Genomic DNA, 22,312 nt, shown 5'->3' with positions numbered 1-22,312 from the left:
CCCTGCCTCGACAAACCCCTTTCCGATGTTAAAAGAAGGGCGTCAATCCAAGGGATCATCGTGAGCCAGGAAAAATCCTACCAGATATCGGGCCATCGCGTCCCTGTTGAAAGCCCGGCGCCCGGTCTCTATCCCGTGGCGACGCCAATCGGCAATCTGCGCGATATCACCCTGCGCGCCCTCGACATTCTGGCCGGCGCCGATCTGGTTCTTTGCGAAGATACCCGCCATTCGGCGCGCCTTTTCGATGCCTATGGGATCAGAACGCCGCGCACCGCCCTGCACGAGCACAATGAGCGCGCCCGGATCGATTCGATCCTCGAACAGATAAGAGACGGCAAAGCGATTGCGCTGATTTCCGATGCCGGGACCCCACTCTTGTCCGACCCTGGCTTTCCGTTGGTTCGCGCGGCGCGCGAAGCGGGAATCGAAATATTTCCAGTGCCGGGGCCTTCAGCTTTGCTTGCTGCGCTGACCGGTGCCGGTTTGCCCACCGATGCCTTTGCCTTTTTCGGTTTCCTGCCCCCCAAAACCGGCCAGCGTTCCAACGCACTCGCCCCGCTCATCGGGCGCACCGAAACGCTCGTGTTCTACGAATCGCCCCGCCGGCTCGGCCCAGCGCTGGCGGACATGGCGCACGCCTTCGGTCCCGATCGTCAGGCAGTGGTTGCGCTTGAGTTGACCAAACGTTTCGAGCGCTTCGAAACCGGCTCTTTGGCCGACCTTTCCGAGATTTTTGCCGAAGACACCAAGGGGGAAGCGGTCATCGTGGTCGCCGGTTCGGACGGCACTGCACCTCAGGCTGGTGGCGATTGGGAGGCGGCGCTGGCAGCGGCCATGACCGAAATGGCTTTGCGCGCCGCCGTTGATCAGGTCTCCGTCCAGTTCGGTCTCAAACGAAAACAGGTTTATGATGCCGCTCTCGCGCTCAAGGCCAGAACCTGATCCGCGCCGCCGGGCCGAACGCGCCGGGCGGTCCGCTGAAACGCTGGCCTGCTTGTATCTGCGCCTCAAAGCCTATGGGATCATGGCCACCCGCTACAAAACGCCGGTGGGCGAAATCGATATCGTGGCAACAAAGGGCAATTGCATAGTTTTTATCGAGGTCAAACACCGGACCGGGAACGCCGCCGCGCGCGATCAGGCGCTGGCCGCGGTCAACACAACGCGAATCGTGCGCGCTGCTGAGTGGTATCAGTCAGCCCATCCTGCGCGCCAAGGCTGTGATTTCCGTTTTGACGTGATAACGCTTGCACCGGGTCGCTGGCCGCACCATCTCATCAATGCCTTTTCCGCCTGACGCTTTTTTCCAAGGATCTTGCCATGTCTCTTTCCGTCGCCGTGCAGATGGACCCCATCGATGCCATCAACCCGCTGGGCGATTCCAGTTTTGCCCTGATGCTTGAAGCCCAGGCGCGCGGACATTCACTGTCCTATTATACGCCGTCCACACTCGCCCAGCGGGGCGACACGGTTACTGCGCGCGCGCACAAGGTCAAAGTCGACGACAAGGAAAAAGGCCTCCATTTCACGCTCGAGGATTGGCAAAAGACCGATCTGACGGCCTTTGATGTCATCCTGCTGCGCCAGGATCCCCCTTTCGACATGAACTATATCACCACCACTCACATGCTCGAGCTGGTGCATCCCAAAACGCTTGTGGTCAATCACCCCAGGGAAGTGCGCAACGCGCCGGAAAAGATTCTCGTGACCAGCTTCCCTGAGCTGATGCCCGACACCTTGATCACCCGCGATGAGACCGAAATCCGTGATTTTCGCGCCGAGTTCGGAGACATCATCTTAAAGCCCCTGTTCGGCAATGGCGGCGCCGGGGTCTTCCGGATCCGCGAGGGCGATGAAAATCTCGGGTCCCTGCTCGAAATGTTCAATGCCAGCTTCCGCGAACCGTTCATGATCCAGCGCTATCTCCCCGATGTGCGCAAAGGCGACAAACGCATCATTCTTGTCGATGGCGCGCCGGTCGCCGGGCTGAACCGCATCCCGGCCGAAGGCGAATCGCGCTCCAACATGCACGTTGGCGGGCGCCCCGAACTCTCCGAGCTGACGGCGCGTGAGCATGAAATTTGCGAGATCATTGGCCCGGAACTCAAAAAACGCGACCTGATATTTGTCGGCATCGACGTGATCGGCGGCTATCTGACGGAAATCAACGTCACCTCCCCTACCGGCATCCGTGAGGTCAAGCGTTTCGGCGGCCCCGATATCGCAGAATTGGTCTGGGACGCAATCGAGACGCGGCGCTGACCTGCGGCTCAAGATGGCTTGGTGGCAATCCCATCAAGCCATAGGGTGTCGCTTTCGTCACGATGAGTGCCGGACGAGCCGACATGGCTTGCATCGATTTTCGCGCCTTTCTTGATGACGTGAACCATTGCCATGCCATGTCCACGACCCAGGCCATAATCGGATTTAAGCCAATCAAGGATTGTCCCTGCCTTGATCGCTGACTGGTCGAAGCCTTTTTGGCGCGCGATCTCCAGGATCTGCCGGGGCGTCAGCCCGGTCTTGAGTTCGATTGCATCGAGATAGGCCTGAAACGACATGTTGTTACTCCTCATGGACCCGGATCCATCGTCTTATGACCGTCCGGTTTTGACAAGAACGACGTATGGGTGCCGCTTAAACCGACACGCAATGAAACCGGGTCTTGCAGTTTGGAGCTATGGCTTTAGGTTCGGAGCGCTGATTCACGTGGAACAGCGGCGCAATTTTGGGGGCCGGGACCGATGTCTGGCAATTTTCTCGTGGCCTTCGCCACTTTTTTTGCGACGATCGGTGTTGCCGATATCGCCTTCATCTTTGCGGGCCTGACGCGCAACAACACTGCCAGACAGCGTTTCGTGTTCGCCTCGCGCGGCGTTCTTATCGCCAGCGGGATCCTGTTGTTTTTTGCCTTTGCCGGAAATGCCATTCTCGACACTTTCGGCATTACCCTGCCCGCCTTGCGGGTGGCCGGCGGCATCTTGTTGTTGCTGATTGCAATCGACATGGTGTTCGCGCGCCATTCGGGCGCCACCGGGACGACCAGTGAGGAAGAGGCCGAGGGCATGTCCCGCACCGATATTTCGGTGTTTCCACTTGCCATGCCGCTTCTGGCTGGCGCCGGCTCTATTTCTGCCGTGATTCTTTTGACCACCGGCGCAAATACCGATCTTGAATTCTGGACAGTGATCGCCGCGCTTGTCGCAACGCTGGCACTGGCGTGGCTGGCGCTCCTGATCGCCATACCGATCCAGCGCGTTCTGGGGCTGACGGGGATGTCGGTTGTCAGTCGTGTCGTCGGTATCTTGCTGACGGCGTTGGCCGTCCAGTTCGTCTTCGACGGCATCAGCAGCAGCGGGATTTTGGGTGGCGCGGGCTGACCGCGCCCCCTGAACCCTATTTCAGTGGCGCACAGCGTCCCTGTCCAGCCAGGCGCGCGTAAGTGCGGGGATCGCATCCTGTCAAAAAGAACTGGATCCAGTCGCTTTCCGAGCCATACCAGGCGTTCCGGTCCACTTCGGTGCGGATACCGGGTACAGTTCCGGTCTGGGTGTACTGCCAGAAGGTGAAGGGGCGGTTGTTGAACCGCTCATGGGGCTGGGCAGCGACCGAGCGCAGCCACATGGGGTTGTCGATCTGGACGCCTTCGAGCACGTCGCGATGGAAATTGATATCGGTATAGATCACCGGCACCTTGCCCGTATGCGCCTCCATGCCGGCAAGAAGCACGCGCACTTTTTCGAGCACTTCTTCGCGGCTCAGGCTGTGCTTGCACGACGAGTCATTGTTCCATTCAAGATCAAGCACCGGCGGCAGCGCATCGGACTCTGACGGTACATTGGCAGCAAACCAGGCAACCTGTTCGGATGCCGGCCGGCACCAGTAAACGAAGTGATAGGCGCCGCGCGGAATGCCGGCCGCCCGTGCCTGATTCCAATTGGAGCGGAAATTGGGGTCGATGTAATCGCCGCCATCAGTCGCCTTGATATAGGCAAAGCGGGTGCCCGCCTGAGCAACGGCGCGCCAGTCGATATTGCCCTGATGACGGGAAACGTCGATACCGTGTATGGGCAGGGAATGGGCACGGGCTACGCCCGGATGGGGTTTGTTGTCACCCTTTGCGGGATAGTAATTGGCACCACATGCAGCCAGCGCCCCGATCAGGGCGAGACCGGCCGCCAACGGCAGGATCGTCTTGGCCAGCTTCGGCGAGCGGAAAATACGCGGCAGGGGCATTGAGCGTAAGACTCGTCAATTTGGGAAAAATTATCTCAAATTATCATGACCTGCTTCTCGTTAACGCCCCCCTCACAAGACTGGTTAACGCAATGTAAAGCCCCGGAAGCGTGGCTCCCGGGGCACTGATTTATTGGTGTTGGTCCACGATCAGGCGGCCAGTTCGCGCGCCTGCGAAATGACGGCGCTGGTGTCGTAGGGCTTGGGAATAAAGCTGTCGGCAATTTCAGGCTTTGGCGTTGCGCGGCCCGATGTAACGAGTACTGGAATATGAGGCCAACGCGTCTTGATCTGTTCTGCCAGTTCAAATCCGTCCAAAGACCCGGCCAGTTCAACGTCGGTAAACACCAGACCTATCGAGTGACGGCTTTCCAGAAGGTCTATGGCCTGCTCGGCGTCCGGCACTTCAATGACCGAAAAACCGGCATCGACCATGGCCAGCGTAATGTCGAGACGCACCAGCGGTTCGTCCTCGACAACAAGGATCAGTGGAGCATCCTTTCTCTGCAACATCGTTATTCTCCAAGAGTTCCAGCCGCCGCCAAACGCATATAGAGGCTTCGGCCCATCGGCCGCGCCCTCGTCCGCGTCGATCTGGTGGTGTATGTGCTCGCCGGAAACTGCGCCATGTGCGGGGCCTCAGTTCCGGTTGGTTCGCAATATCAATGCTGTTGGCACTGTTGAGTTCCCTGCAATGGCTTGCACGGCCTGGTGATCGCCCATGCAATTAACGCATGTTCGCTAAACGTTCTTGTTTCGCATGGCTTTTCTTGTTAGCGTTTGCCGCACATTCATCCATGCGAGGGGGACGGCATGGCAACGCGGATCACAACTGTCGCCTTTTTGGGCATTGATGCTGTTCCGGTCGACGTGCAGGTGCAGATCTCGCCTGGTCTGCCGCGCTTTAACATTGTGGGTTTGCCTGACAAGGCGGTGGGCGAGAGCCGCGAGCGTGTGCGCGCCGCGTTGATTGCATCTGGTCTCGCGCTGCCGGCCAAGCATATCTCTGTCAATCTTGCACCGGCCGATCTGCCCAAGGAGGGCAGCCATTACGATTTGCCAATTGCATTGGGCCTGATGGCGGCGATGGGCGCGATCCCCGGCGATATGCTCGAGCGCTTCATGGTGCTTGGTGAGCTCGCGCTCGATGGACGGGTATCGCCGGTTACTGGCATTTTGCCCGCTGCCATAGCTGCCAATGCGCGCGACTTGGGGATCATATGTCCGGCTGCCTGCGGCGCCGAAGCCGCCTGGGCCGGCGAAGATATCGATATCGTGGCCATCGATACGCTTTTTGCTCTGGTCAATCATCTTGCCGGGCGGCAGATGACCGCCCGGCCGCAGCCAATCCGGGCGCTGCCCAATGTGAGCGGTCCCGATCTCGCCGACATCCGTGGGCAGGATGTGGCTCGCCGTGCGCTCGAAGTTGCAGCAGCGGGCGGCCACAATTTTCTGATGGTCGGGCCGCCGGGAGCGGGGAAGTCGATGTTGGCCCAGCGCCTGCCGTCCATCCTGCCCCCCCTCAATCCACGTGAACTGCTCGATGTTTCGATGATCGCATCGATTGCAGGAGAGCTTAAGGGCGGCAAGGTTTCCGACCGCCGCCCCTTCCGCAGTCCGCATCATTCGGCCTCGATGGCAGCTCTGGTCGGCGGTGGCTTGCGCGTCCGGCCCGGCGAAGCGTCTCTGGCCCATAACGGTGTGCTGTTTCTCGACGAGTTGCCCGAGTTCCAGCCCCAGGCCCTCGACAGCCTGCGCCAGCCGCTCGAATCTGGGGAAACTGTCATCGCCCGTGCCAATGCGCGCGTCACCTACCCGTCCCGTTTCCAGCTCGTAGCCGCAATGAACCCATGCAAATGCGGCATGGCGGGATCTCCCGGACACACGTGCCGACGTGGCGAAAAATGCGCTGCCGATTATCAGGGACGAGTGTCGGGACCGTTTCTCGATCGTATCGATATCCGTATCGACGTGCCTGCTGTTACCGCGACGGACATGATCGGCTCAAAACCGGGCGAACCGAGCGCGTTGGTTGCCGAAAGGGTGGCCATTGCCCGGGAAATCCAGCGCCGGCGCTATGCCGAGCTCGAGCTTGTTGGCGTTCACACCAATTCGGCCGCCCCCTCAAGTGTCATCGAACAGATCGTGGCGCCGGACGGAGAAAGCCGGGACCTGTTGCTCAAGGCAGCAGAAACTTTCAACCTCTCCGCGCGCGCCTATCATCGCGTGCTCAAGGTGGCCCGCACACTTGCCGATCTGGCCGGCAGCCAAACCGTCGCCCGTCCCCATATTGCCGAAGCGCTAAGCTATCGCATTAACATGGCCAATGCCTGACATGGACTACACGATCATCGCCCGGACGCCCGACATCGAAACCTTCGCGCATTTGCGCGCGCTAGCCGGGCTATCACCCCGGAGCCGGGAGGGCATGGAAAAAGGGCTGCCCAATACGCTTTACGCGGTATTGATCGTTCTTGGGGATCACCCGATCGGAATGGGCCGGATCATCGGAGACGGTGGCACCGCTTACCAGATCGTCGATATTGCAGTTGATCCCGCCCATCAAGGCAAGGGCTTGGGCAAGGCGATCATGGCTGCGTTGGCAGACTGGCTCGAACGCGAGGCGCCCGAAGATGCTTATGTGTCTCTGATCGCCGATGGCGACGCCCGGCACCTTTATGGAAAGTTCGGCTTCGAACCGGTGATGCCCGCCTCGATCGGCATGGCACGAGTGATGAGCAAGCCATGACGAGCGACCCCGCACTGCGCATGATTGCCAAACTGGCACGCAACAATGCCCTCGCCAATCTCCGGCTGGCCAATGCAGTGGCCCGTCTCGGCGATGATGGGTTCTTGGCGCGGCGCACAGGATTTTTCCCCTCGCTTAAAGCGACCCTCAATCATATCCTTGTCGTTGACTGGTTCTATATCGACGCGCTGGAAGGCGGCACGCTCGGCCCCGGGGCCTGGGAGGACGAAACCCCGTTTGCCACGGCTGAAGCGCTTTACGATGCTCAGCGCAAAAGCGACGCTCGCCTTGTCGGGCTGTGTCAGGCCCTCAATGTCACTGATCTATCCCGCCCGGTCAGACTCCATCGCCAAGGGAAAATCCAGACCGAGCGGCGCGATGACGTTCTGAATCATCTGTTCGCCCACCAGACCCACCATCGCGGCCAGGCCCATGCAATGCTGGCTGGAACGCCAGTTGCACCGCCCCAACTCGACGAATTTATTGTCTTCGACGACGCAAAATTCCGCACCGGAGAACTGGCGGCGTTCGGCTGGAGCGAAGCCGACCTCGGATTTTAAGCCGCTAGCCCGCGATCCTTGGTCGCCATGAAATCGAGCAGCGGGAAGTCTTTGGCGCAACGATCGATTTCCCACTGGCTGGGCGCCAGGAAAACCGGGTCGCCATAGCGATCCTCGGCAATGTTGAGCCTGTGCAACGCAGCGAATTTGTCGAATTGGGCTTTGTCGTTCACCTTGACCCAGCGGGCCGTCACGTATTGCGCCGGCTCGATGCGGATCGGCACCGAATATTCGGCAGCCGCGCGGCTCGTCAGCACTTCGAGCTGCAGCGGCCCCACTGCGCCGACGTAATAACCTGCGCCCAGCGTGGGCTTGAACACCTGTACCACGCCCTCTTCGGCCAGGTCGTTGAGCGCCTTGGCCAATTGCTTGGTTTTTGACGCATCGGAAAGATGCACGCGGCGCAGCAGTTCGGGTGCAAAATTGGGAATGCCGGTCACTGTCACGTCCGGCCCGTCTGTCAGGGTGTCGCCGACTGAAAGCGTGCCGTGATTGGGAATCCCCACGACATCGCCGGCAACGGCTTCATCGGCAAGTTCGCGCTCGCGCGCAAAAAAGAACATCGGATTTGCGACCTTCAAATCCTTGCCAGTGCGCACGTTTTTCAACCGCATGCCACGCTTGAGCGTTCCTGATGCGACCCGCACGAAGGCCACGCGGTCCCTATGGTTGGGGTCCATATTGGCCTGCACTTTAAAGACAAAGCCGGTGCACGCTGCCATAGCCGGTTCCACAGGCTCCGGCCGTGCTGGTTGGGTGCGCGGCTCAGGCGCAAACCTGCACACGGCTTCGAGCAAATCGCGCACCCCGATCGATTTGAGCGCAGAGCCGAAATACACCGGTGTCAATGTGCCCTCTTCAAACGCTGCCTGATCGAATTTTGGCAATGACCCGCTCGCCAGTTCAAGCCCTTCCATCGATGCGGCAATCTGTTGGTTCTGGGTAGATGCGAACCGCTCGGCCAATGCTTCGACACCCGGTGCCTCGGCTTCCGGCTTGCCCTCGGGCGAAATGAAACGTCCATGTTCGAGGTCGATCAGCCCGGAAAAATCAACACCGGCGCCCACGGGCCACATCATCGGCGCCGTATCGAGCGCCAGGGTTTCCATGATCTCGTCGAGAATTTCGAGCGTATCGCGCGCCTCCCGGTCGATCTTGTTGACGAATGTGATGATCGGAATATCGCGCAACCGGCAGACTTCGAACAGTTTGCGCGTTTGCGCCTCGATGCCCTTGGCCGCGTCGATCACCATGATCGCAGAATCCACGGCCGTCAGTGTACGGTAGGTGTCTTCGGAAAAGTCGGCGTGGCCCGGCGTGTCGAGCAGGTTCAGCGTCAGCCCGTCATGCTCGAATGTCATAACGCTCGAGGTGATCGAAATACCGCGCTTTTGTTCGATTTCCATCCAGTCCGAACGGGTCCGCCGCCGCTCGCCGCGCTCTTTGACTTCACCAGCCAGATGGATGGCGCCTGAATTGAGCAGCAGTTTTTCGGTCAGCGTCGTCTTGCCCGCGTCAGGGTGCGAAATGATCGCAAAGGTGCGGCGGCTCTTGTAGCCGGTTGTGTCGGCGCTCACGGGCAGTTCTCCGGGAAGATAAACCTGTATGGACCCTATATGGTCCGCGCCACTGACTATACCAAATTGAGCGGTCTAAAAAGCCCTTCGCTTTTTGCTGGACAGGACACGAAACACAATTTAGCAAGAAAAAGCTTGTTAAATGGATTGCATCATGACCAACACTGCTTCTGGGTGGGCCGCCATCGTTTCCCCGCGCTATCTCGGCGCCACGATCACCTTGTGCCTCGGCGTTGCGCTCTTGGCCTTTAACGGTTTTCTGGTCTCGACCGCCCTGCCCACTGCCGTCGATGAGCTTGGCGGCGTGGCGCTGCTGTCCTGGGCCACTACAGTGTTTCTCGTCTTTGCCATCATGGGCGGGGCCGGTGCGGCTCTGCTCAAGGCGCGGCTCGGCGCCCGCAGGGCACTGATCGCTGCCGCCCTTGTGTTTCTACTCGGCTCGCTGCTGGCCTCCATCGCTGGCTCGATGCCCGAACTGCTTGTCGGCCGGGCCCTTCAGGGGCTTGGCGAAGGCGTCGTCGCAGCCATCTGTTACGCTTTGATCCCCGAACTCTTTCCCTCGGCGCTGGTGCCCAAAGTGTTCGGCGCCGAATCGGTCGTCTGGGCCCTTGCGGCCTTTGGCGGTCCGGTGCTCTCGGGCGCCCTGACCGAAACCCTCTCCTGGCGCGCCGCCTTTGCCGTCAACCTGCCGATCGGCGTCATTTTCATCGGCCTCGTTCTCTGGATCGTGCCGTCCGGCCTGCGGGAAAAATCGTCCGGCCGTCTGCCCATCATCCGCCTGCTGTTGATCGGCGCGGCAATCATGGCGGTCTCGCTGGGGGGCCTTTTGTCTTCGCCCGTTCTCACCGCCCTGTGCCTACTGCTTGCCGGTACAACGCTCTTTGCCGTCATCGCCCGGGACCGCACGGCGTCCGTCCCGCTGTTCCCCTCCCACGCCTTCCGCTTTGGAAATGTAGTGGGTGCCGGCCTCTGGGTCATCCTCCTCATGCCCCTGGCCCAGGCAGGTGTTGCCGTATTTCTCGTCTATGCGCTGCAAAACATATTCGGCTTCGCCCCGACCTTGGCCGGCGTCATCGGCGCGGTCATGGCGGTCGTCTGGTCCGGCACGGCGATTCTGGTTGCCAATGTGCCCGAAACCACAAGGCCCGCCCTGATCCGCCTCGGGCCAATATTGCTCACCGCCGGGCTCGTCACCATCGCTATTGCCTTTGCCGCAAACCTTCTGCCGCTGGTCATTGTCGGCCAAATCCTGATCGGGGCCGCCTATGGTACCTCATGGGCCTATACCAGCCAGACCATCATGGAAGCAGCGCTCCCGGGCGAACGTGACAGGGCGTCGGCGCTGTTGCCCACCATCCAGTCGGCGGGCTATGGCATCGGTGCCGCCATCGCCGGCCTCGTTGCCAACACCGCCGGCATTGCCGCGGCAGGGACAGGGCAGCAACTTGCGGCGGCACTGGTCGTCACTTTCGCCGCCAGCGCCCTTCTGTCCCTGCCCGCCATCGCCGCAGCGCGGGCGATGACAATCAAATCTTAAGCCTCCGCCCGCTTTGTTTATCGATCAATGCGCCGGGGGGCTGGACATGCAAAAGGGCACGCTGATCGAGTGGGACGACGACCGCGGTTTTGGCTTTATCAAGCCCGATGGCCGGGGCGGAAAGATATTCGTCCACATCTCGGCCGTTAAACCCGGCCGCCGCCCGCAAAGGGGTGACCGTCTGGTCTTCTCATCCGGCACGGGACCCGACGGCAGGCCCGCGGCCCGTCAGGTCTGGCTCGAAGGCATCAAAAGAGCGGAACGGCATCGCCCTCCGGCCCATTTCGATCGCCACGATTATCGTGTCTGGGCCGCTGTCGCTCTGCTCGCTCTTGTTTTTGCGGCAATCGTTTTCGACATGGCGCCGTTCTGGCTGGTCGCGCCCTACGCCTTAATGGGCGGGGCCTCGTGGCTTGCCTATTGGATGGACAAACAGGCTGCCATCGCAGGGCGCTGGCGGATCAGCGAGGCGGGATTGCACGGGCTCGATGCGGCCTTCGGGATCATCGGCGGACTGCTCGCCCAGCAAGTCTTTCGCCACAAAACTGCAAAGCCGGGCTTTGCGCTGACCACGGGCGGCATTGCGGTCCTGCACGCGATCGTCCTGGTGGGGATCATCTCGGGTGCGCTGTCGTATGCCGAACTGGTCGCCCTGTTTGGATAAGCTGATTCACGTGAAGCAAATCGGGATTGCTTCACGTGAATCATAAAGCCGGGGATAAACATTGGCACTGTTGATCCCCGGCTTGTACCCGGCTCAGTGAAACTGCGCAGTCTCTGTCGAACCGGCCATCGCGGTGGTCGAACTCGTGCCGCCGCCCACAGCGGTTGCCACGGCGTCGAAATAGCTTGTCCCCACCTCGCGCTGATGCCGCGTGGCGGTAAACCCCTCATTTTCGGCGGCAAATTCGGCCTGTTGCAGCTCGGAATAGGCGGCCATGCCCCTGTCTTTGTATCCGCGCGCCAGATTGAACGTGGTTAGCGCAAGATTGTGATACCCGGCCAGCGTTATGAACTGATATTTATACCCCATGGCGCCAAGTTCGCGCTGGAATGCTGCCATATCCGCTTCGCCCATATATTTTGCCCAGTTGAACGAGGGCGAGCAGTTATACGCCAGCATCTGCTCTGGATAATGCCTACGGATGCCTTCGGCAAAACGCTTTGCGTCTTCAAGGCTTGGCGTGGATGTCTCGCACCAGATCAAATCAGCATAGGGTGCATAGGCCAGGCCGCGCGCAATCGCAGCATCGAACCCGCCCTTGAGACGATAGAACCCCTCTTCAGTGCGTTCGCCGGTGATGAACGGTGCGTCGTAAGCGTCAACGTCCGAGGTGATCAGCTGCGCTGCTTCGGCATCGGTACGGGCCATGATCAGTGTCGGCACCCCCATGACGTCCGCCGCCAAACGGGCTGCGTTGAGCGTGCGGACGAAGGTTCGCGTCGGCACCAGAACCTTGCCGCCCAGATGGCCGCACTTTTTTTCGCTCGCCAGCTGATCCTCGAAATGGACAGCCGCCGCGCCGGCTTCGATCATCGCCTTCATGAGTTCAAAAACATTGAGCGCGCCGCCGAAACCGGCTTCCGCATCGGCGATGATAGGCACGAAATAATCGGTATCGGCATCGGATTTTCCGTCGAACCGCTCCATGGTCTGGATCTGATCGGCGCGCTGTAGCGCCTTGTTGATGCGCTTGACCACTGCAGGTACGGAATCGACAGGATAAAGCGACTGGTCGGGATACATGTTGCCCGACGAATTGGCATCCGCCGCCACCTGCCATCCGGAAAGATAGATGGCCTTAAGGCCGGCCTTGACCTGCTGGACGGCCTGGTTGCCGGTAAACGTGCCCAGCGTTGGCACATAATCCTCGCTATGGAGCAGTTGCCAAAGGCGCTGCGCACCGTTTTCCGCCAGTGTGTATTGCATTGGCAGGCTCCCCGACAGCCGGGCAACATCGTCGGGCGTATAATCGCGGGCAATCGTCTTCCAGCGATCCGGCGCCCAATCTGGCGCCTGAAAAGTCTGCGGATCTGTTGATTTGTCGAGCATTGATGTCTCCTCCTGATGGCGAGTGATTTTTGGCGGGTGCGATCAGCTGCGGCGGGCAAAGGTCGCTGCGACCATCTGCGCGCCATCGAACAGGGTCTGGCCGCCAGCCATCGTAAAGCTGTGCTTTCCGGCCCGGTGAACTATCGAATAGTCCCGCTCGGCCAGTCCCTGGCTTTTGAAGCTGGCCATCACCTCGGCCATCGAAGGCGCAATGATGGTGATAAAGTCTTCAGTGGTCGTATCGATTGTCTGATGCGCGTTCATCGCACTGTCTCCTGCTGGGAAGCACATCGCCGTGCTCCATTTAGTAAAGAATTGACAAGCACCACCAAAAAGGCAAGAAAAGATGTAATATCAGCGTGTTAAGCTGTAAATTCTTGAAAATCTAAAAGGCTGAAACTGTAAAGATTGTAAAGAATTGCAGTTGGGAGGACGACAGATGAACCAACTTGATTTGCAGATCGGGGCCCGCATCAAGCGGCTACGCCGGCAAAAGGCGGTCAGCCAGGCCCAACTCGCTGAAGCGCTTGAAATTTCTGCGTCCTATCTCAACCTCATCGAGCACAATCGCCGCCGCATCACGGTACCCCTTCTGTTTCGGATCGCCGGCTTTTTCGGCGTGGAACCGGGCGAGCTTGCCGAAAGCGATGATGCGCGCTTGTCCGGAGATTTGATGGAGATGTTCGGCGATGACATTTTCGCCGACTCAGACCTGACCAACACCGACATCCGCGATCTGGCCACCCAGAACCCCGCTGTCGGGCGCGCTGTGCTCAAGCTGTTCGACCAATTGCGCCATCTTCAGGCGCCAGGACACAATGCGACGAGCCATCAACAGGGCGAATCCGCCTCCACCGGCCACAACGTCGTCACCGAAGCGGTTTCCGATTTCCTGCAGGAAAACGCCAATTACTTTCCAACGCTCGAGCACGCAGCCGAGCGTGTGCGCCATGACATCGACAACAGTTCGGACAATTTTGAAGCTGGTCTCAAAGCCTATCTCTTCAACGTTTTCGGCATTGAGGCGCGCCTGGCCTCGTTGCCCAATGGCGTGGTGCGAAGGCTTGAGGACAATGGCCGCGTTCTGGCGGTGTCCGACACGCTGGAGGCAGAGTCTGCGCTTTTCGTTCTAGCCCAGCACCTGGCCCTGTCGATTGCCGATGCCGAAATCCGCGATCTTATCGAGCAGAGCACTTTGCCCCAGCCCGACAGCGTGGGCCTGGCCCGCAACGTGCTGGCATCCTATGTCGCGGCGGCGCTGGCCATGCCCTACGAACCGTTCTTTCGCGCCTGCCGGGATACGCGCTACGATATCGAACGGCTCGGCCGCCGGTTTCGCATGAGCTTTGAGCAAATCTGTCACCGCATGACCACGTTGCAGCGCCCATCGATGAGCGGCATTCCGCTCCATCTGGTGCGCACCGATATTGCCGGCAACATTTCAAAGCGGTTTTCGCTGTCGGGTATTTACATTCCGCGCCATTCCGGGGCCTGCCCGCGCTGGAACGTCTATGCGGCGTTCCTCAATCCCGGTCAGATCAACATTCAGCTCAGCCAGATGCCCGACGGCCAGCGCTATTTCTGTATAGCCAGAGCGATCGCCAAGGGCGCTCATGCGTACAACGCCCCGCGCCGCCATGTCGCTATCGGTCTGGGCTGCCATGTCTCGCACGCTTCAGCCATGATCTATGCCGATGGCATCGATCTGTCGGCGCCAACCGGGGCAGTACCCATCGGCGTTGGGTGCCGGATCTGCCCGCGCCGCGAGTGTGGTCAGCGCGCGCATCCTCCCGCCGACCACCGCTTTGCGACAGACGACGCGCTGCGAATGGAAAATCTTTATATGGTGCAACCTGGCTCATAAGGGTTTGGTGGGCAGGCTACTGCCCGGCATCATGGAGCGCTATGGTTAGCGCATTGATGTCGTCGCGCAACCTGACGACATCGGGCAAAGCCCGCCCGCTGGCGCAGGCAATTGTCTCGGGAATATGGCGCGCCTGGTTCTTGAGTGCCCGTCCAGCGTCAGTCAGCGTCACCAGAACCCGGCGTTCATCGGTAGCGCTGCGCGTCCGTTTCACGAGACCCGCGGCTTCTAACCGCTTGAGCATCGGGGTCAGCGTCCCGGTGTCCAGTCCGAGCCTCTGTCCGATACCTGTCACCGATATCGGTCGATCCTCCCATAAAACCAGCATGGCCAGATATTGCGGGTAGGTCAGACCCAGCGGGTCGAGCAGCGGCCTGTAGAGCCGGGCAAAAGCCTGTCCGGCGGCATAAACCGCAAAGCACAATTGGTGCTCGGGGGCGAGAATGGGGGCGCTGTCGTCATTCATGACAAAAATATTGCACAAAATTATATTGCACACAATATAAATCGCTCATATGGTCTTTTTCTTCGTCTGGCGAACTTGAACAGGGTCCAATGCGTTCACCTGTCAGCCAACCAACACCAATTATGGGAGTGCCTCATGGAAATTCTTTATACAGCCAACGCCACTGCAAGCGGCGGTGGCCGGGAAGACGGTCACTCGAAAACCGATGATGGCAAGCTCGATGTAAAGCTCTCGACGCCCAGCGAAATGGGCGGATCGGGTGGCGAAGGCACCAACCCCGAACAGCTCTTTGCCACTGGATATGCAGCCTGCTACCTCGGCGCGATGCGTTTTGCAGCCGGCCAGGCCAAGGTCAAGCTTCCCGCTGAGGCCACAGTCAGTGCACAGGTGGGCTTCGGCAAGCGCGATGATGGCGAAGGGTTCGGGCTCAAGGTCATCCTCACAGCGTCTGCACCCGGGCTTGATGCCGAAGAGCTCAAGGACGTTATGGACCGGGCCCACATTGTTTGCCCGTACTCACACGCAACGCGCGGCAATATCGAGGTAGAACTCAGACAGGCCTGATCTGTGGCAGGCAAGATTTCGGGCTCTGGTGGATTCACGTGAAACCGCCAGCGCCTTTTGCGTCGCTAGAGCGGCCGATAGACGAAATATGAAAAATCGGCCTCCCGCGCCGTGCCGTTGAGATCCTGAGCGGCCATCCCCACAAACGCGCCGGTAAAGCTGCCATGTTCGGCATGCCCGCCGCACTCGTCCGACAGGATCGAGGCATCGAGAACAGGGCCGATCTTCTGCCAGTCGCCGGACCCTTGCGCATAGAAATATTGCAGTTTGGAATCCTCGACCCGCATCTTCATGCGCACTGGCCCCGGCCCCACCGGCACAGGGTCCATCCAATAGGTCAGCTTTCCATCGGGATGCGACACCATCGACGAAAAGATGTCGAGCGCACGCTTGCCGTCGGCATCGGCGGTCAGATGCAGATAGTGGAAATTGTAACGCCCGTAATATCCTGTCAGTCCTGCCATTTCGCGCTCGTCTTGAGCATCGAAATCCACCTCGGTTTCCGCCTCGAAATCAAAATGTGTCTGCCGGCGCGCGACCAACGCCTGTTCGAACCATGAAGCTATGGATTCGCGCCCGATCAGCTTGAGCTTTCCGTCTGCGAGCCTGAAGATTCGCTCGGGCTCCGGCGTCCGCAACCATTGGAAATCGATGTGCAGATTGCCATCGAAGTGATAGCGCTGCTCGGCATCGAAACCGGCTTGATCGTAGGTGCCCGGGACGTCGACTTCGGACGCGGGCAAGTTTGAACCGCCTACCAGGTACAACCAGCCATCTTCGCGCCACTCTGCCTTTTGCAACGCCGTTTCGCGCCCCAGCACGCATCGACGTTTCTGGGTCGTCGGGCGTCCGGTCAGATGCACAAGATAGGTATCCCCGTCGGGCGTCTCGACGATGTCGCCATGACCGGCACGCTGCAACGGGTTGAGTGGGTCGTCCTTGGCCGTCACCAGATACATGTCGGGATGCAATTGGTAGGGCCCGTCTATGGTTTTCGATCGCGCCAATGTCGCTGCGTGATCATATCCCGTCCCGCCCTCGGCGGTCAGCAGATAGTACCAGCCGTCGCGCTTGTAGAGATGGGGGCCTTCGACAAGCTGAAGGGGCGAGCCTTTGAAAATATTCTTGCGCGCGCCCACCAGCTTTCCCGATGTCGGATCGAATTCCTGCAGCGCGATCCCGGTAAACCTGTGATGTCCCTCACGGTGGTCCCACATCATGTTGGCAAACCATTTCTTGCCGTCATCATCATGAAACAGCGAAGGGTCAAAGCCCGAGGAATTGACATAGATCGGGTCCGACCACTGCCCGTCGATCGTGTCGGCGGTGACAATGTAATTGTGGGCGTCCTTGAAGTTGCCGTCCTTGCGCTTGACGTCGGTATAGACCAGCCAGAACTTTTCACCGTCATGGGTAAGACACGGCGCCCAGATGCCGCAGCTGTCAGGGTTGCCGCGCATGTCGAGCTGGCTCTTGCGCGTCAACGGCCGGGTCACCAGCGTCCAATTGGCCAGGTCTTTCGAATGGTGGATCTGCACCCCGGGAAACCATTCAAAGGTCGAGGTGGCAATGTAATAGTCGTCCCCGACCCGCAGGATCGAGGGATCGGGATTGAACCCGGGTAAAATCGGGTTTTGGCGAATGGGCATTGGGTCTCCTCCCAAAATGCAATTGCTAGAGGCGCGCGCCCCTCGCCCGGCCGGCGGGCCGGGCAAAGGGCGCTTGGTCAGTGTATCTAGACAAAGCGGTTAATCAGATTTTCCAGATATTCCTGCCGCCCCGATTTGGGCTGTGGATTGATGTTTTCGGCCTCCACGCGCGCTGCAATGTCTTCGAGCTTGCGTTCGCCATTGAGCATTGCCTTGGCCTCGGCAGCATTCCAGCCGGCGTAACGCTCCTCAAGGAACGCGTCATAGGTGCCGTCTTCGATGATCGCCGCCGCGGCCTTGAGCCCACGCGCGCATGTGTCCATGCCCCCGATATGCCCATGCAGCAGATCGACCGGATCGATCGACTGACGCCGCAGTTTTGCGTCGAAATTGGTGCCCCCGGTGGTAAAACCACCGGCCTTGAGGATGTGGTAATAGGCCAGCGCCACTTCGGGAACATTGTTGGGAAACTGATCGGTATCCCAGCCCGATTGCATGTCGTTGCGGTTCATGTCGATCGAGCCGAAAATCCCGTGCGCCGCCGCCATCGCGACTTCATGCTCGAAGGTGTGTCCGGCCAGGATTGCGTGCCCAACCTCGATATTGACCTTCACGTCGTTTTCCAGACCGTACTTCTTGAGGAAGCCATAGACGGTTGAAACGTCGTAATCATATTGATGCTTTGTCGGCTCCTGCGGCTTGGGCTCGATCAGGATCGTGCCGGGAAAGCCAATCTTGTGCTTGTACTCGACAACCATCGAGAGCATGCGCGCCATCTGATCCATTTCCTGGCCCAGATTGGTATTGAGCAGGGTTTCATATCCTTCGCGTCCACCCCAAAGCACATAGTTCTCGCCGCCAAGCCTGTGAGTCACATCCATGTTGGCCTTGATGGTGGCTGCGGCATAGGCAAACACATCGGGATCGGGGTTTGTTGCCGCCCCGCCCATGAAGCGGCGGTTGGAAAACAGGTTCGCCGTCCCCCAGAGCAGTTTGACGCCGGTTTCGGCAATCTTGGCCTCAAAGATATCGGCCAGCGCCTCGAGCCGCTTTTTGCTTTCGACAAAGCTCTCGCCCTCGGGCCGCACATCGGCATCGTGAAAGCAGAAATAGGGCGCGCCCAACAGCGAGAACAGTTCGAACGCAACGTCGGCCTTGAGTTTGGCCGCATCCATTTCGCCGTCGAACCATGGGCGCGCGAACGTCCGCCCGCCAAACGGGTCGCCACCCTCCCAGGCAAACGAATGCCAATAAGCGATTGCAAAGCGCAAATGCTCGTCCATGCGCTTGCCGAGCACGATCTCCTCGGGGTTGTAATGGCGGAAGGCCAGCGGATTGTCGCTGTTTGGGCCTTCAAACTGAACCGTGTTCAGACCTTTGAAAAAATCACTCATTGGGCTCGGGCCTCCTCAATACCCGTGTAAAGAGCGCGATAGCGCTCATAGGCTTCGTCATAGGCCGACGCCAGATCGGACCTTGGGTCGATGGTTTTCTCGATTTTCGGTTGTGTGCAGACAGTTTTGGCGTCTGCGCCGGTGGCGGCGATCAGCCCCAGTCGCGCGGCGCCGAAAGCGCCGCCAAAATCCCCATCCTCGGGCACGGCAATAGTCATGCCCAGATTGGTGGCGATCATTTCCAGCCAGAGATCGGATTTCGATCCCCCGCCTACGGCAATCAGCGTATCGATCTGTGTTCCTGCGTCTGAGAGCACGCGCTGGCAGTCGCGCACCGCAAACGCCACGCCCTCCATCACCGCCTGCCCCATGGTGCGGGCGTCCGAGAGATGGGACAACCCGACAAAAGAGCCGCGCGCATTGGCGTTGTTATGCGGCGTGCGCTCGCCCGAGAGATAGGGCAGGAACATTTCTTGCCCTGGTTGGGAAAAATCACTGGCCACGGCCCGCGTGACGCCAGCTGCGTCCTGGCCGACAAGTTTGGCAAACCAGTTCAGGCTGTCGGTCGCAGAGAGAAACACGCCCATTTGGTGCCAGGTGTTTGGAATGGCGTGACAAAAGGCATGCACAGCGCCCTCGGTGTTGGGCCGGAACCGGTCGTTGGATACAAACAACACGCCCGAAGTGCCTAGCGAAACAAAGCCCGTACCCGGCTCTACAGCGCCAATGCCGCAGGCCGAAGCCGCGTTGTCGCCCCCACCCCCTGCAACCACCGGCGTTTCGGTGATGCCCCAGCGTTGGCAGAGTGCGCCCGAAAGATGGCCCGACGGCTCGCTCCCCTCAACCAGCGATGGCATATGGTCTGTGGTCAGCCCGGTCACGGCCAGAAGATCGTCGGACCAGCCGCGATATTCGACATCGAGCCATAATGTGCCAGCAGCGTCCGACATGTCCGAAACGTAAGTTCCGGTCAAAAGAAAGCGCACGTAATCCTTGGGCAGCAGCACCTTGGCGATCTTGGCGTAGTTGTCAGGCTCGTGTTTCTTGACCCAAAGAATCTTCGGGGCCGTAAAGCCGGGCATGGCGATATTGCCCGAAATCTGGCGTAGCGCCGGCAGCGCCTCTTCCATTTCGCGGCATTCCTGTGCCGAACGCACGTCGTTCCAGAGAATTGCTGGCCTGATGATTTCGTTGTTCTTGTCGAGCAGGGTTGCGCCATGCATTTGCCCCGACAGCCCAATGCCCCCGATGGCGCTGACATGGCCAGGATGACGTGCCTTGAGTGCATCGACAGCGCTAAGCACCGCTGCCCACCAGTGGGCGGGATCCTGTTCGGAAAAGCCGGGTCGTGGGCGTGACACCGTAAGGGGGGCATTGGCCTCTCCCAGAGCGTTGCCCTCCCGGTCGATCAACACAGCCTTGACCCCGGACGTTCCAATATCGAGCCCAAGATAGGTCATGGCTGCCACTCCGTCGCAAATACTGAGGTGCGTACCTCAAAATTGGTCATTGTTGCGTCTCCTCCGGTCGTTCGGCCTTTGCGGCTCATGTGCAAGATGTGGTTTCGGGAAAATCTAGCTCAGATTGTCGCGCATCAGAACCTTGATTTCCAATTGTGTCTCGGGTGGGGCCGCATCAGCGCCCACCACCAGCCGCCGTGCAGTGGCGCACACCGCCCGGATTTCGTCCTCGGGGCTTTGATCAAGAATAACGTCGATAGCGCCCGATTCCAGCCCGGCCCGCGTCGGTCCGGTCAGCTCATGTCCGATCACGCGCATTGAGCCGGCCAGCTTGAATTCATTGAGCGCCATCAAAAGTCCGGCATTGCCAGCGCCGGCATTGTAGATTCCGGCAAGATCGGGATTGGCCGCAAACAGTTTGAGGCATTTTTCATATGTCGCTGTAAACTCGTCCTGGGCCTCGATTGGTCCGGCCAGCTTCAAGCTTGGAAATTCGAGCGCCATGATCTCGCGGAACCCGCCGACCCGTTCGGCGTGATCGATAAGTTCCAGTGACCCGGCCACAAGCCCCACGCTGGCGCCGGCCGGCACGAATCGCCCCATCAGCGACGCCGCTACGCGTCCCGCTGCCCGATTGTCGATACCGACAAAGCCGTGGCGCGCCGAATCTGGCAAATCCGAGACCAGGGAAATCACCTTGATGCCCCGTCCGGCGATCCGCGCCACGGCGGCATGAATTTCAGGCTTGTCGATCGCAACGATCACTGCGCAATCGGCGTCCTCGGCCCCGATCCCATCGAGCGCGGCGACCAGGGCGCGCGTATCCATAGCCCGTATCCTGACGAGATCGAGCCGCAGCCGTTCGGCACGCATTTGTGCGCCGACGCTCTCGACAGCATCGGCGAGCTTGCCGAAAAACTGGTTGGTGCCTTCGGGCACTATAATTTTAAGCACGATGTCACGGGCCCGCGCTAGCATCGAAGCCGTCAGGTCGCGCCGAAAGCCGATTTCGGCTATAGCGGTCTCCACTTTCTCGATTGTGGCTCTGCGCACGCCGGGTCGACCGTTGAGCACGCGGTCAACGGTTGCCAGCGACACGCCTGCTGCCCGCGCCAGATCATGTACAGTCACCCGCCCACCAGTGTCCAAATCGGTACCTTCCAATTCTGAGGTACGTAAGTCATTGCGCGTTTCCCAACGTGCGGTCAAGGGCGTGGTGCGCTGGCAATGCAATTCAAATGCCGCGCAATGGTTTCCAAGACCGATCAGGGAGCGACAGTGTGACCCGCCGCGCCAATTCCCTTAAGCCCCGGTTTGGCGTAAGAAATCGCAAAGCCCTCGCGCCCAATAGGCCAATGACAGATACAGCGCCAAAACTCGTCAACATGCCCCCCACCCCGCTGGCGCGGCTGGGCCAGTTCGAAGTGCGTCTTGCCCGCACTGATGCCGAGCGTTTTGCTGCCTATCGTCTGCGTTACGAAGTGTTCCACAGGGAACGGGGCGTCAACGCCCAATGGATGGATCACGTCGACCACATCGAGGCCGATGCCTACGATCTGTCCTGCGACCACATTATCGTCATCGATACCTGCTCGAATCCGTTGGGCCAGACACCTTCAATTGTGGGCACCTACAGGGTCATGGCCAGCCCCGCACCGTCTCTTGGCTGGTATGCCGACACCGAATTTGCCCTTGGTCCACTGTTCGCGCGCCATCCCGACCAGCGCTTTTGCGAGGTGGGGCGGTCCTGCGTCGCCCCTGCCTATCGCTCGATGCGCACAATCGAGGCGCTCTGGTGCGGGCTGTGGGCCTATGCGTGCTACAATAGAATCGATGCCTATTTCGGCGCAGCCAGCTTTCCGGGTACCGAGCCGCACCGGCACGCTCTTGCCCTGTCTCATCTCTATCATGCGGCCCGCGCCACCAATGACTGGCATGCTGTGGCCCATGCGCAGGGCGCTGTCAGCATGAACATGCTGGCGTCTGAGCACTGCGATCGCCACGCCGCGCTGCGCGCCATGCCACCATTGGTTCGCGGGTATTTGCGGGTCAATGCGGTGTTTGGCAGCCACGCATTCGTCGATGAAAAGTTCTCGACAACGGATGTGTTCGTGCTCACCCGTTTTGCCGCGGCGCCCGCCGCGTATCGCAGGCGGGTCGAGCGGGTCACCGGCCTGCGGCATCCCAACCTGTGATCGGC

General features: G+C 59.9%; 23 protein-coding genes. 12 read left to right on the top strand and 11 right to left on the bottom strand.

The genetic code is table 11. The features are described from left to right. Positions 1-60 precede the first annotated feature (60 nt). Genes rsmI through gshB form a run of 3 tightly spaced genes read left to right on the top strand, consistent with a single transcriptional unit; the run spans position 61 to position 2,265 of the window. Positions 61-945 carry a 16S rRNA (cytidine(1402)-2'-O)-methyltransferase gene (gene rsmI / locus ACN0TA_RS01180; protein WP_417578974.1) on the top strand — a complete coding sequence of 295 codons (885 nt, stop codon included), beginning with the start codon at positions 61-63 and terminating at the stop codon, positions 943-945. Continuing rightward, complete coding sequence (locus ACN0TA_RS01175) at positions 911-1,300, top strand: YraN family protein (protein WP_417578971.1); 390 nt, start codon at positions 911-913, stop codon at positions 1,298-1,300. The genes rsmI and ACN0TA_RS01175 overlap by 35 nt, the downstream gene beginning before the upstream one ends. A 23-nt stretch (positions 1,301-1,323) precedes the next feature. Beyond that, the gene (gene gshB / locus ACN0TA_RS01170; protein WP_417578969.1) at positions 1,324-2,265 is read left to right on the top strand and encodes a glutathione synthase; all 942 of its coding nucleotides are present in this window, start codon (positions 1,324-1,326) and stop codon (positions 2,263-2,265) included. A gap of 8 nt (positions 2,266-2,273) precedes the next feature. Here the strand turns inward: gshB and ACN0TA_RS01165 are convergent, their stop codons facing one another. Then, complete coding sequence (locus ACN0TA_RS01165) at positions 2,274-2,564, bottom strand: DUF4287 domain-containing protein (protein ID WP_417578967.1); 291 nt, start codon at positions 2,562-2,564, stop codon at positions 2,274-2,276. Between the two features lie 183 nt (positions 2,565-2,747). Here ACN0TA_RS01165 and ACN0TA_RS01160 point away from each other — a divergent pair, with 183 nt between their 5' ends. Next, a complete protein-coding gene (locus ACN0TA_RS01160) occupies positions 2,748-3,383 on the top strand; it encodes a MarC family protein (protein WP_417578965.1) in 636 nt (211 codons plus the stop codon). A 16-nt stretch (positions 3,384-3,399) separates the two neighbouring features. On the opposite strand, the gene ACN0TA_RS01155 is transcribed toward ACN0TA_RS01160, so the two are convergent. Then, positions 3,400-4,239, bottom strand: a complete 840-nt coding sequence (locus ACN0TA_RS01155) for a GH25 family lysozyme (RefSeq protein WP_417578963.1) — start codon at positions 4,237-4,239, stop codon at positions 3,400-3,402. A 150-nt stretch (positions 4,240-4,389) separates the two neighbouring features. After that, positions 4,390-4,752 carry a response regulator gene (locus tag ACN0TA_RS01150; protein WP_417578961.1) on the bottom strand — a complete coding sequence of 121 codons (363 nt, stop codon included), beginning with the start codon at positions 4,750-4,752 and terminating at the stop codon, positions 4,390-4,392. Between the two features lie 300 nt (positions 4,753-5,052). Here ACN0TA_RS01150 and ACN0TA_RS01145 point away from each other — a divergent pair, with 300 nt between their 5' ends. From ACN0TA_RS01145 to ACN0TA_RS01135, 3 genes are read left to right on the top strand one after another with little or no spacing between them, the layout of a single operon-like run. Further along, positions 5,053-6,573 (top strand): YifB family Mg chelatase-like AAA ATPase, encoded by a 1,521-nt coding sequence (locus tag ACN0TA_RS01145; RefSeq protein ID WP_417578959.1) that lies wholly within the window; start codon positions 5,053-5,055, stop codon positions 6,571-6,573. Position 6,574: 1 nt separating this feature from the next. Beyond that, positions 6,575-6,988, top strand: coding sequence for a GNAT family N-acetyltransferase (locus tag ACN0TA_RS01140; RefSeq protein WP_417582013.1), 414 nt, complete (start codon positions 6,575-6,577; stop codon positions 6,986-6,988). Then, positions 6,985-7,548, top strand: a complete 564-nt coding sequence (locus ACN0TA_RS01135; protein WP_417578957.1) for a DinB family protein — start codon at positions 6,985-6,987, stop codon at positions 7,546-7,548. Before ACN0TA_RS01140 ends, ACN0TA_RS01135 begins: the two co-directional genes overlap by 4 nt. Here ACN0TA_RS01135 and ACN0TA_RS01130 read toward each other — a convergent pair. Continuing rightward, entirely contained in the window at positions 7,545-9,125 is a 1,581-nt protein-coding gene (locus ACN0TA_RS01130) for a peptide chain release factor 3 (protein WP_417578955.1), read from the bottom strand. The two genes, ACN0TA_RS01135 and ACN0TA_RS01130, sit on opposite strands and share 4 nt — an antisense overlap. Before the next feature lie 154 nt (positions 9,126-9,279). Here ACN0TA_RS01130 and ACN0TA_RS01125 point away from each other — a divergent pair, with 154 nt between their 5' ends. Both ACN0TA_RS01125 and ACN0TA_RS01120 read left to right on the top strand, forming a co-directional pair. Further along, a complete protein-coding gene (locus ACN0TA_RS01125; RefSeq protein WP_417578953.1) occupies positions 9,280-10,662 on the top strand; it encodes an MFS transporter in 1,383 nt (460 codons plus the stop codon). A gap of 46 nt (positions 10,663-10,708) precedes the next feature. After that, complete coding sequence (locus ACN0TA_RS01120) at positions 10,709-11,326, top strand: DUF1294 domain-containing protein (RefSeq protein ID WP_417578951.1); 618 nt, start codon at positions 10,709-10,711, stop codon at positions 11,324-11,326. A gap of 93 nt (positions 11,327-11,419) precedes the next feature. On the opposite strand, the gene aceA is transcribed toward ACN0TA_RS01120, so the two are convergent. Both aceA and ACN0TA_RS01110 read right to left on the bottom strand, forming a co-directional pair. Continuing rightward, positions 11,420-12,715: an isocitrate lyase gene (aceA, locus tag ACN0TA_RS01115; protein ID WP_417578949.1), complete on the bottom strand. Its 1,296-nt coding sequence runs from the start codon at positions 12,713-12,715 to the stop codon at positions 11,420-11,422. A gap of 42 nt (positions 12,716-12,757) precedes the next feature. Further along, on the bottom strand, positions 12,758-12,979 hold the full coding sequence (locus ACN0TA_RS01110; RefSeq protein WP_417578947.1) for a hypothetical protein: 222 nt from the start codon (positions 12,977-12,979) through the stop codon (positions 12,758-12,760). A gap of 175 nt (positions 12,980-13,154) precedes the next feature. Between ACN0TA_RS01110 and ACN0TA_RS01105 the strand changes: the two genes are divergently transcribed. Beyond that, positions 13,155-14,579, top strand: a complete 1,425-nt coding sequence (locus tag ACN0TA_RS01105) for a helix-turn-helix domain-containing protein (RefSeq protein ID WP_417578945.1) — start codon at positions 13,155-13,157, stop codon at positions 14,577-14,579. Positions 14,580-14,595: 16 nt separating this feature from the next. On the opposite strand, the gene ACN0TA_RS01100 is transcribed toward ACN0TA_RS01105, so the two are convergent. Beyond that, on the bottom strand, positions 14,596-15,045 hold the full coding sequence (locus tag ACN0TA_RS01100; protein ID WP_417578943.1) for a MarR family winged helix-turn-helix transcriptional regulator: 450 nt from the start codon (positions 15,043-15,045) through the stop codon (positions 14,596-14,598). A gap of 135 nt (positions 15,046-15,180) precedes the next feature. Between ACN0TA_RS01100 and ACN0TA_RS01095 the strand changes: the two genes are divergently transcribed. Next, positions 15,181-15,609 carry an organic hydroperoxide resistance protein gene (locus ACN0TA_RS01095; RefSeq protein WP_417578941.1) on the top strand — a complete coding sequence of 143 codons (429 nt, stop codon included), beginning with the start codon at positions 15,181-15,183 and terminating at the stop codon, positions 15,607-15,609. A 65-nt stretch (positions 15,610-15,674) separates the two neighbouring features. Here the strand turns inward: ACN0TA_RS01095 and ACN0TA_RS01090 are convergent, their stop codons facing one another. The 4 genes from ACN0TA_RS01090 to ACN0TA_RS01075 form a co-directional block, all read right to left on the bottom strand. Further along, on the bottom strand, positions 15,675-17,252 hold the full coding sequence (locus ACN0TA_RS01090) for a glycoside hydrolase family 43 protein (protein WP_417582011.1): 1,578 nt from the start codon (positions 17,250-17,252) through the stop codon (positions 15,675-15,677). A 92-nt stretch (positions 17,253-17,344) separates the two neighbouring features. Further along, complete coding sequence (gene xylA / locus ACN0TA_RS01085) at positions 17,345-18,652, bottom strand: xylose isomerase (RefSeq protein ID WP_417578939.1); 1,308 nt, start codon at positions 18,650-18,652, stop codon at positions 17,345-17,347. Then, on the bottom strand, positions 18,649-20,112 hold the full coding sequence (gene xylB / locus ACN0TA_RS01080) for a xylulokinase (RefSeq protein WP_417578937.1): 1,464 nt from the start codon (positions 20,110-20,112) through the stop codon (positions 18,649-18,651). Before xylB ends, xylA begins: the two co-directional genes overlap by 4 nt. A 114-nt stretch (positions 20,113-20,226) precedes the next feature. Continuing rightward, positions 20,227-21,321, bottom strand: a complete 1,095-nt coding sequence (locus ACN0TA_RS01075; protein ID WP_417578935.1) for a LacI family DNA-binding transcriptional regulator — start codon at positions 21,319-21,321, stop codon at positions 20,227-20,229. Between the two features lie 146 nt (positions 21,322-21,467). Between ACN0TA_RS01075 and ACN0TA_RS01070 the strand changes: the two genes are divergently transcribed. After that, entirely contained in the window at positions 21,468-22,307 is an 840-nt protein-coding gene (locus ACN0TA_RS01070) for a GNAT family N-acetyltransferase (protein WP_417578933.1), read from the top strand. Positions 22,308-22,312 lie beyond the last annotated feature (5 nt).

The sequence above is a fragment of the Pelagibacterium sp. genome (genome assembly GCF_048264985.1).
In the GTDB taxonomy this organism is placed as follows: domain Bacteria; phylum Pseudomonadota; class Alphaproteobacteria; order Rhizobiales; family Devosiaceae; genus Pelagibacterium.
Note: the sequence above shows the minus strand (reverse complement) of the source record. Positions and strands in the feature narration are given on the sequence as shown.

Coding starts and splice junctions, on each gene's coding strand:
- ACN0TA_RS01140 (WP_417582013.1), top strand. CDS start 6,575: ATGGACTACACGATCATCGCCCGGACGCCCGACATCGAAACCTTCGCG.
- aceA (WP_417578949.1), bottom strand. CDS start 12,715: ATGCTCGACAAATCAACAGATCCGCAGACTTTTCAGGCGCCAGATTGG.
- xylA (WP_417578939.1), bottom strand. CDS start 18,652: ATGAGTGATTTTTTCAAAGGTCTGAACACGGTTCAGTTTGAAGGCCCA.
- ACN0TA_RS01120 (WP_417578951.1), top strand. CDS start 10,709: ATGCAAAAGGGCACGCTGATCGAGTGGGACGACGACCGCGGTTTTGGC.
- ACN0TA_RS01100 (WP_417578943.1), bottom strand. CDS start 15,045: ATGAATGACGACAGCGCCCCCATTCTCGCCCCCGAGCACCAATTGTGC.
- xylB (WP_417578937.1), bottom strand. CDS start 20,112: ATGACCTATCTTGGGCTCGATATTGGAACGTCCGGGGTCAAGGCTGTG.
- ACN0TA_RS01155 (WP_417578963.1), bottom strand. CDS start 4,239: ATGCCCCTGCCGCGTATTTTCCGCTCGCCGAAGCTGGCCAAGACGATC.
- ACN0TA_RS01165 (WP_417578967.1), bottom strand. CDS start 2,564: ATGTCGTTTCAGGCCTATCTCGATGCAATCGAACTCAAGACCGGGCTG.
- ACN0TA_RS01145 (WP_417578959.1), top strand. CDS start 5,053: ATGGCAACGCGGATCACAACTGTCGCCTTTTTGGGCATTGATGCTGTT.
- ACN0TA_RS01135 (WP_417578957.1), top strand. CDS start 6,985: ATGACGAGCGACCCCGCACTGCGCATGATTGCCAAACTGGCACGCAAC.
- ACN0TA_RS01070 (WP_417578933.1), top strand. CDS start 21,468: ATGACAGATACAGCGCCAAAACTCGTCAACATGCCCCCCACCCCGCTG.
- ACN0TA_RS01150 (WP_417578961.1), bottom strand. CDS start 4,752: ATGTTGCAGAGAAAGGATGCTCCACTGATCCTTGTTGTCGAGGACGAA.
- gshB (WP_417578969.1), top strand. CDS start 1,324: ATGTCTCTTTCCGTCGCCGTGCAGATGGACCCCATCGATGCCATCAAC.
- ACN0TA_RS01175 (WP_417578971.1), top strand. CDS start 911: ATGATGCCGCTCTCGCGCTCAAGGCCAGAACCTGATCCGCGCCGCCGG.
- ACN0TA_RS01105 (WP_417578945.1), top strand. CDS start 13,155: ATGAACCAACTTGATTTGCAGATCGGGGCCCGCATCAAGCGGCTACGC.
- ACN0TA_RS01095 (WP_417578941.1), top strand. CDS start 15,181: ATGGAAATTCTTTATACAGCCAACGCCACTGCAAGCGGCGGTGGCCGG.
- ACN0TA_RS01110 (WP_417578947.1), bottom strand. CDS start 12,979: ATGAACGCGCATCAGACAATCGATACGACCACTGAAGACTTTATCACC.
- ACN0TA_RS01125 (WP_417578953.1), top strand. CDS start 9,280: ATGACCAACACTGCTTCTGGGTGGGCCGCCATCGTTTCCCCGCGCTAT.
- ACN0TA_RS01160 (WP_417578965.1), top strand. CDS start 2,748: ATGTCTGGCAATTTTCTCGTGGCCTTCGCCACTTTTTTTGCGACGATC.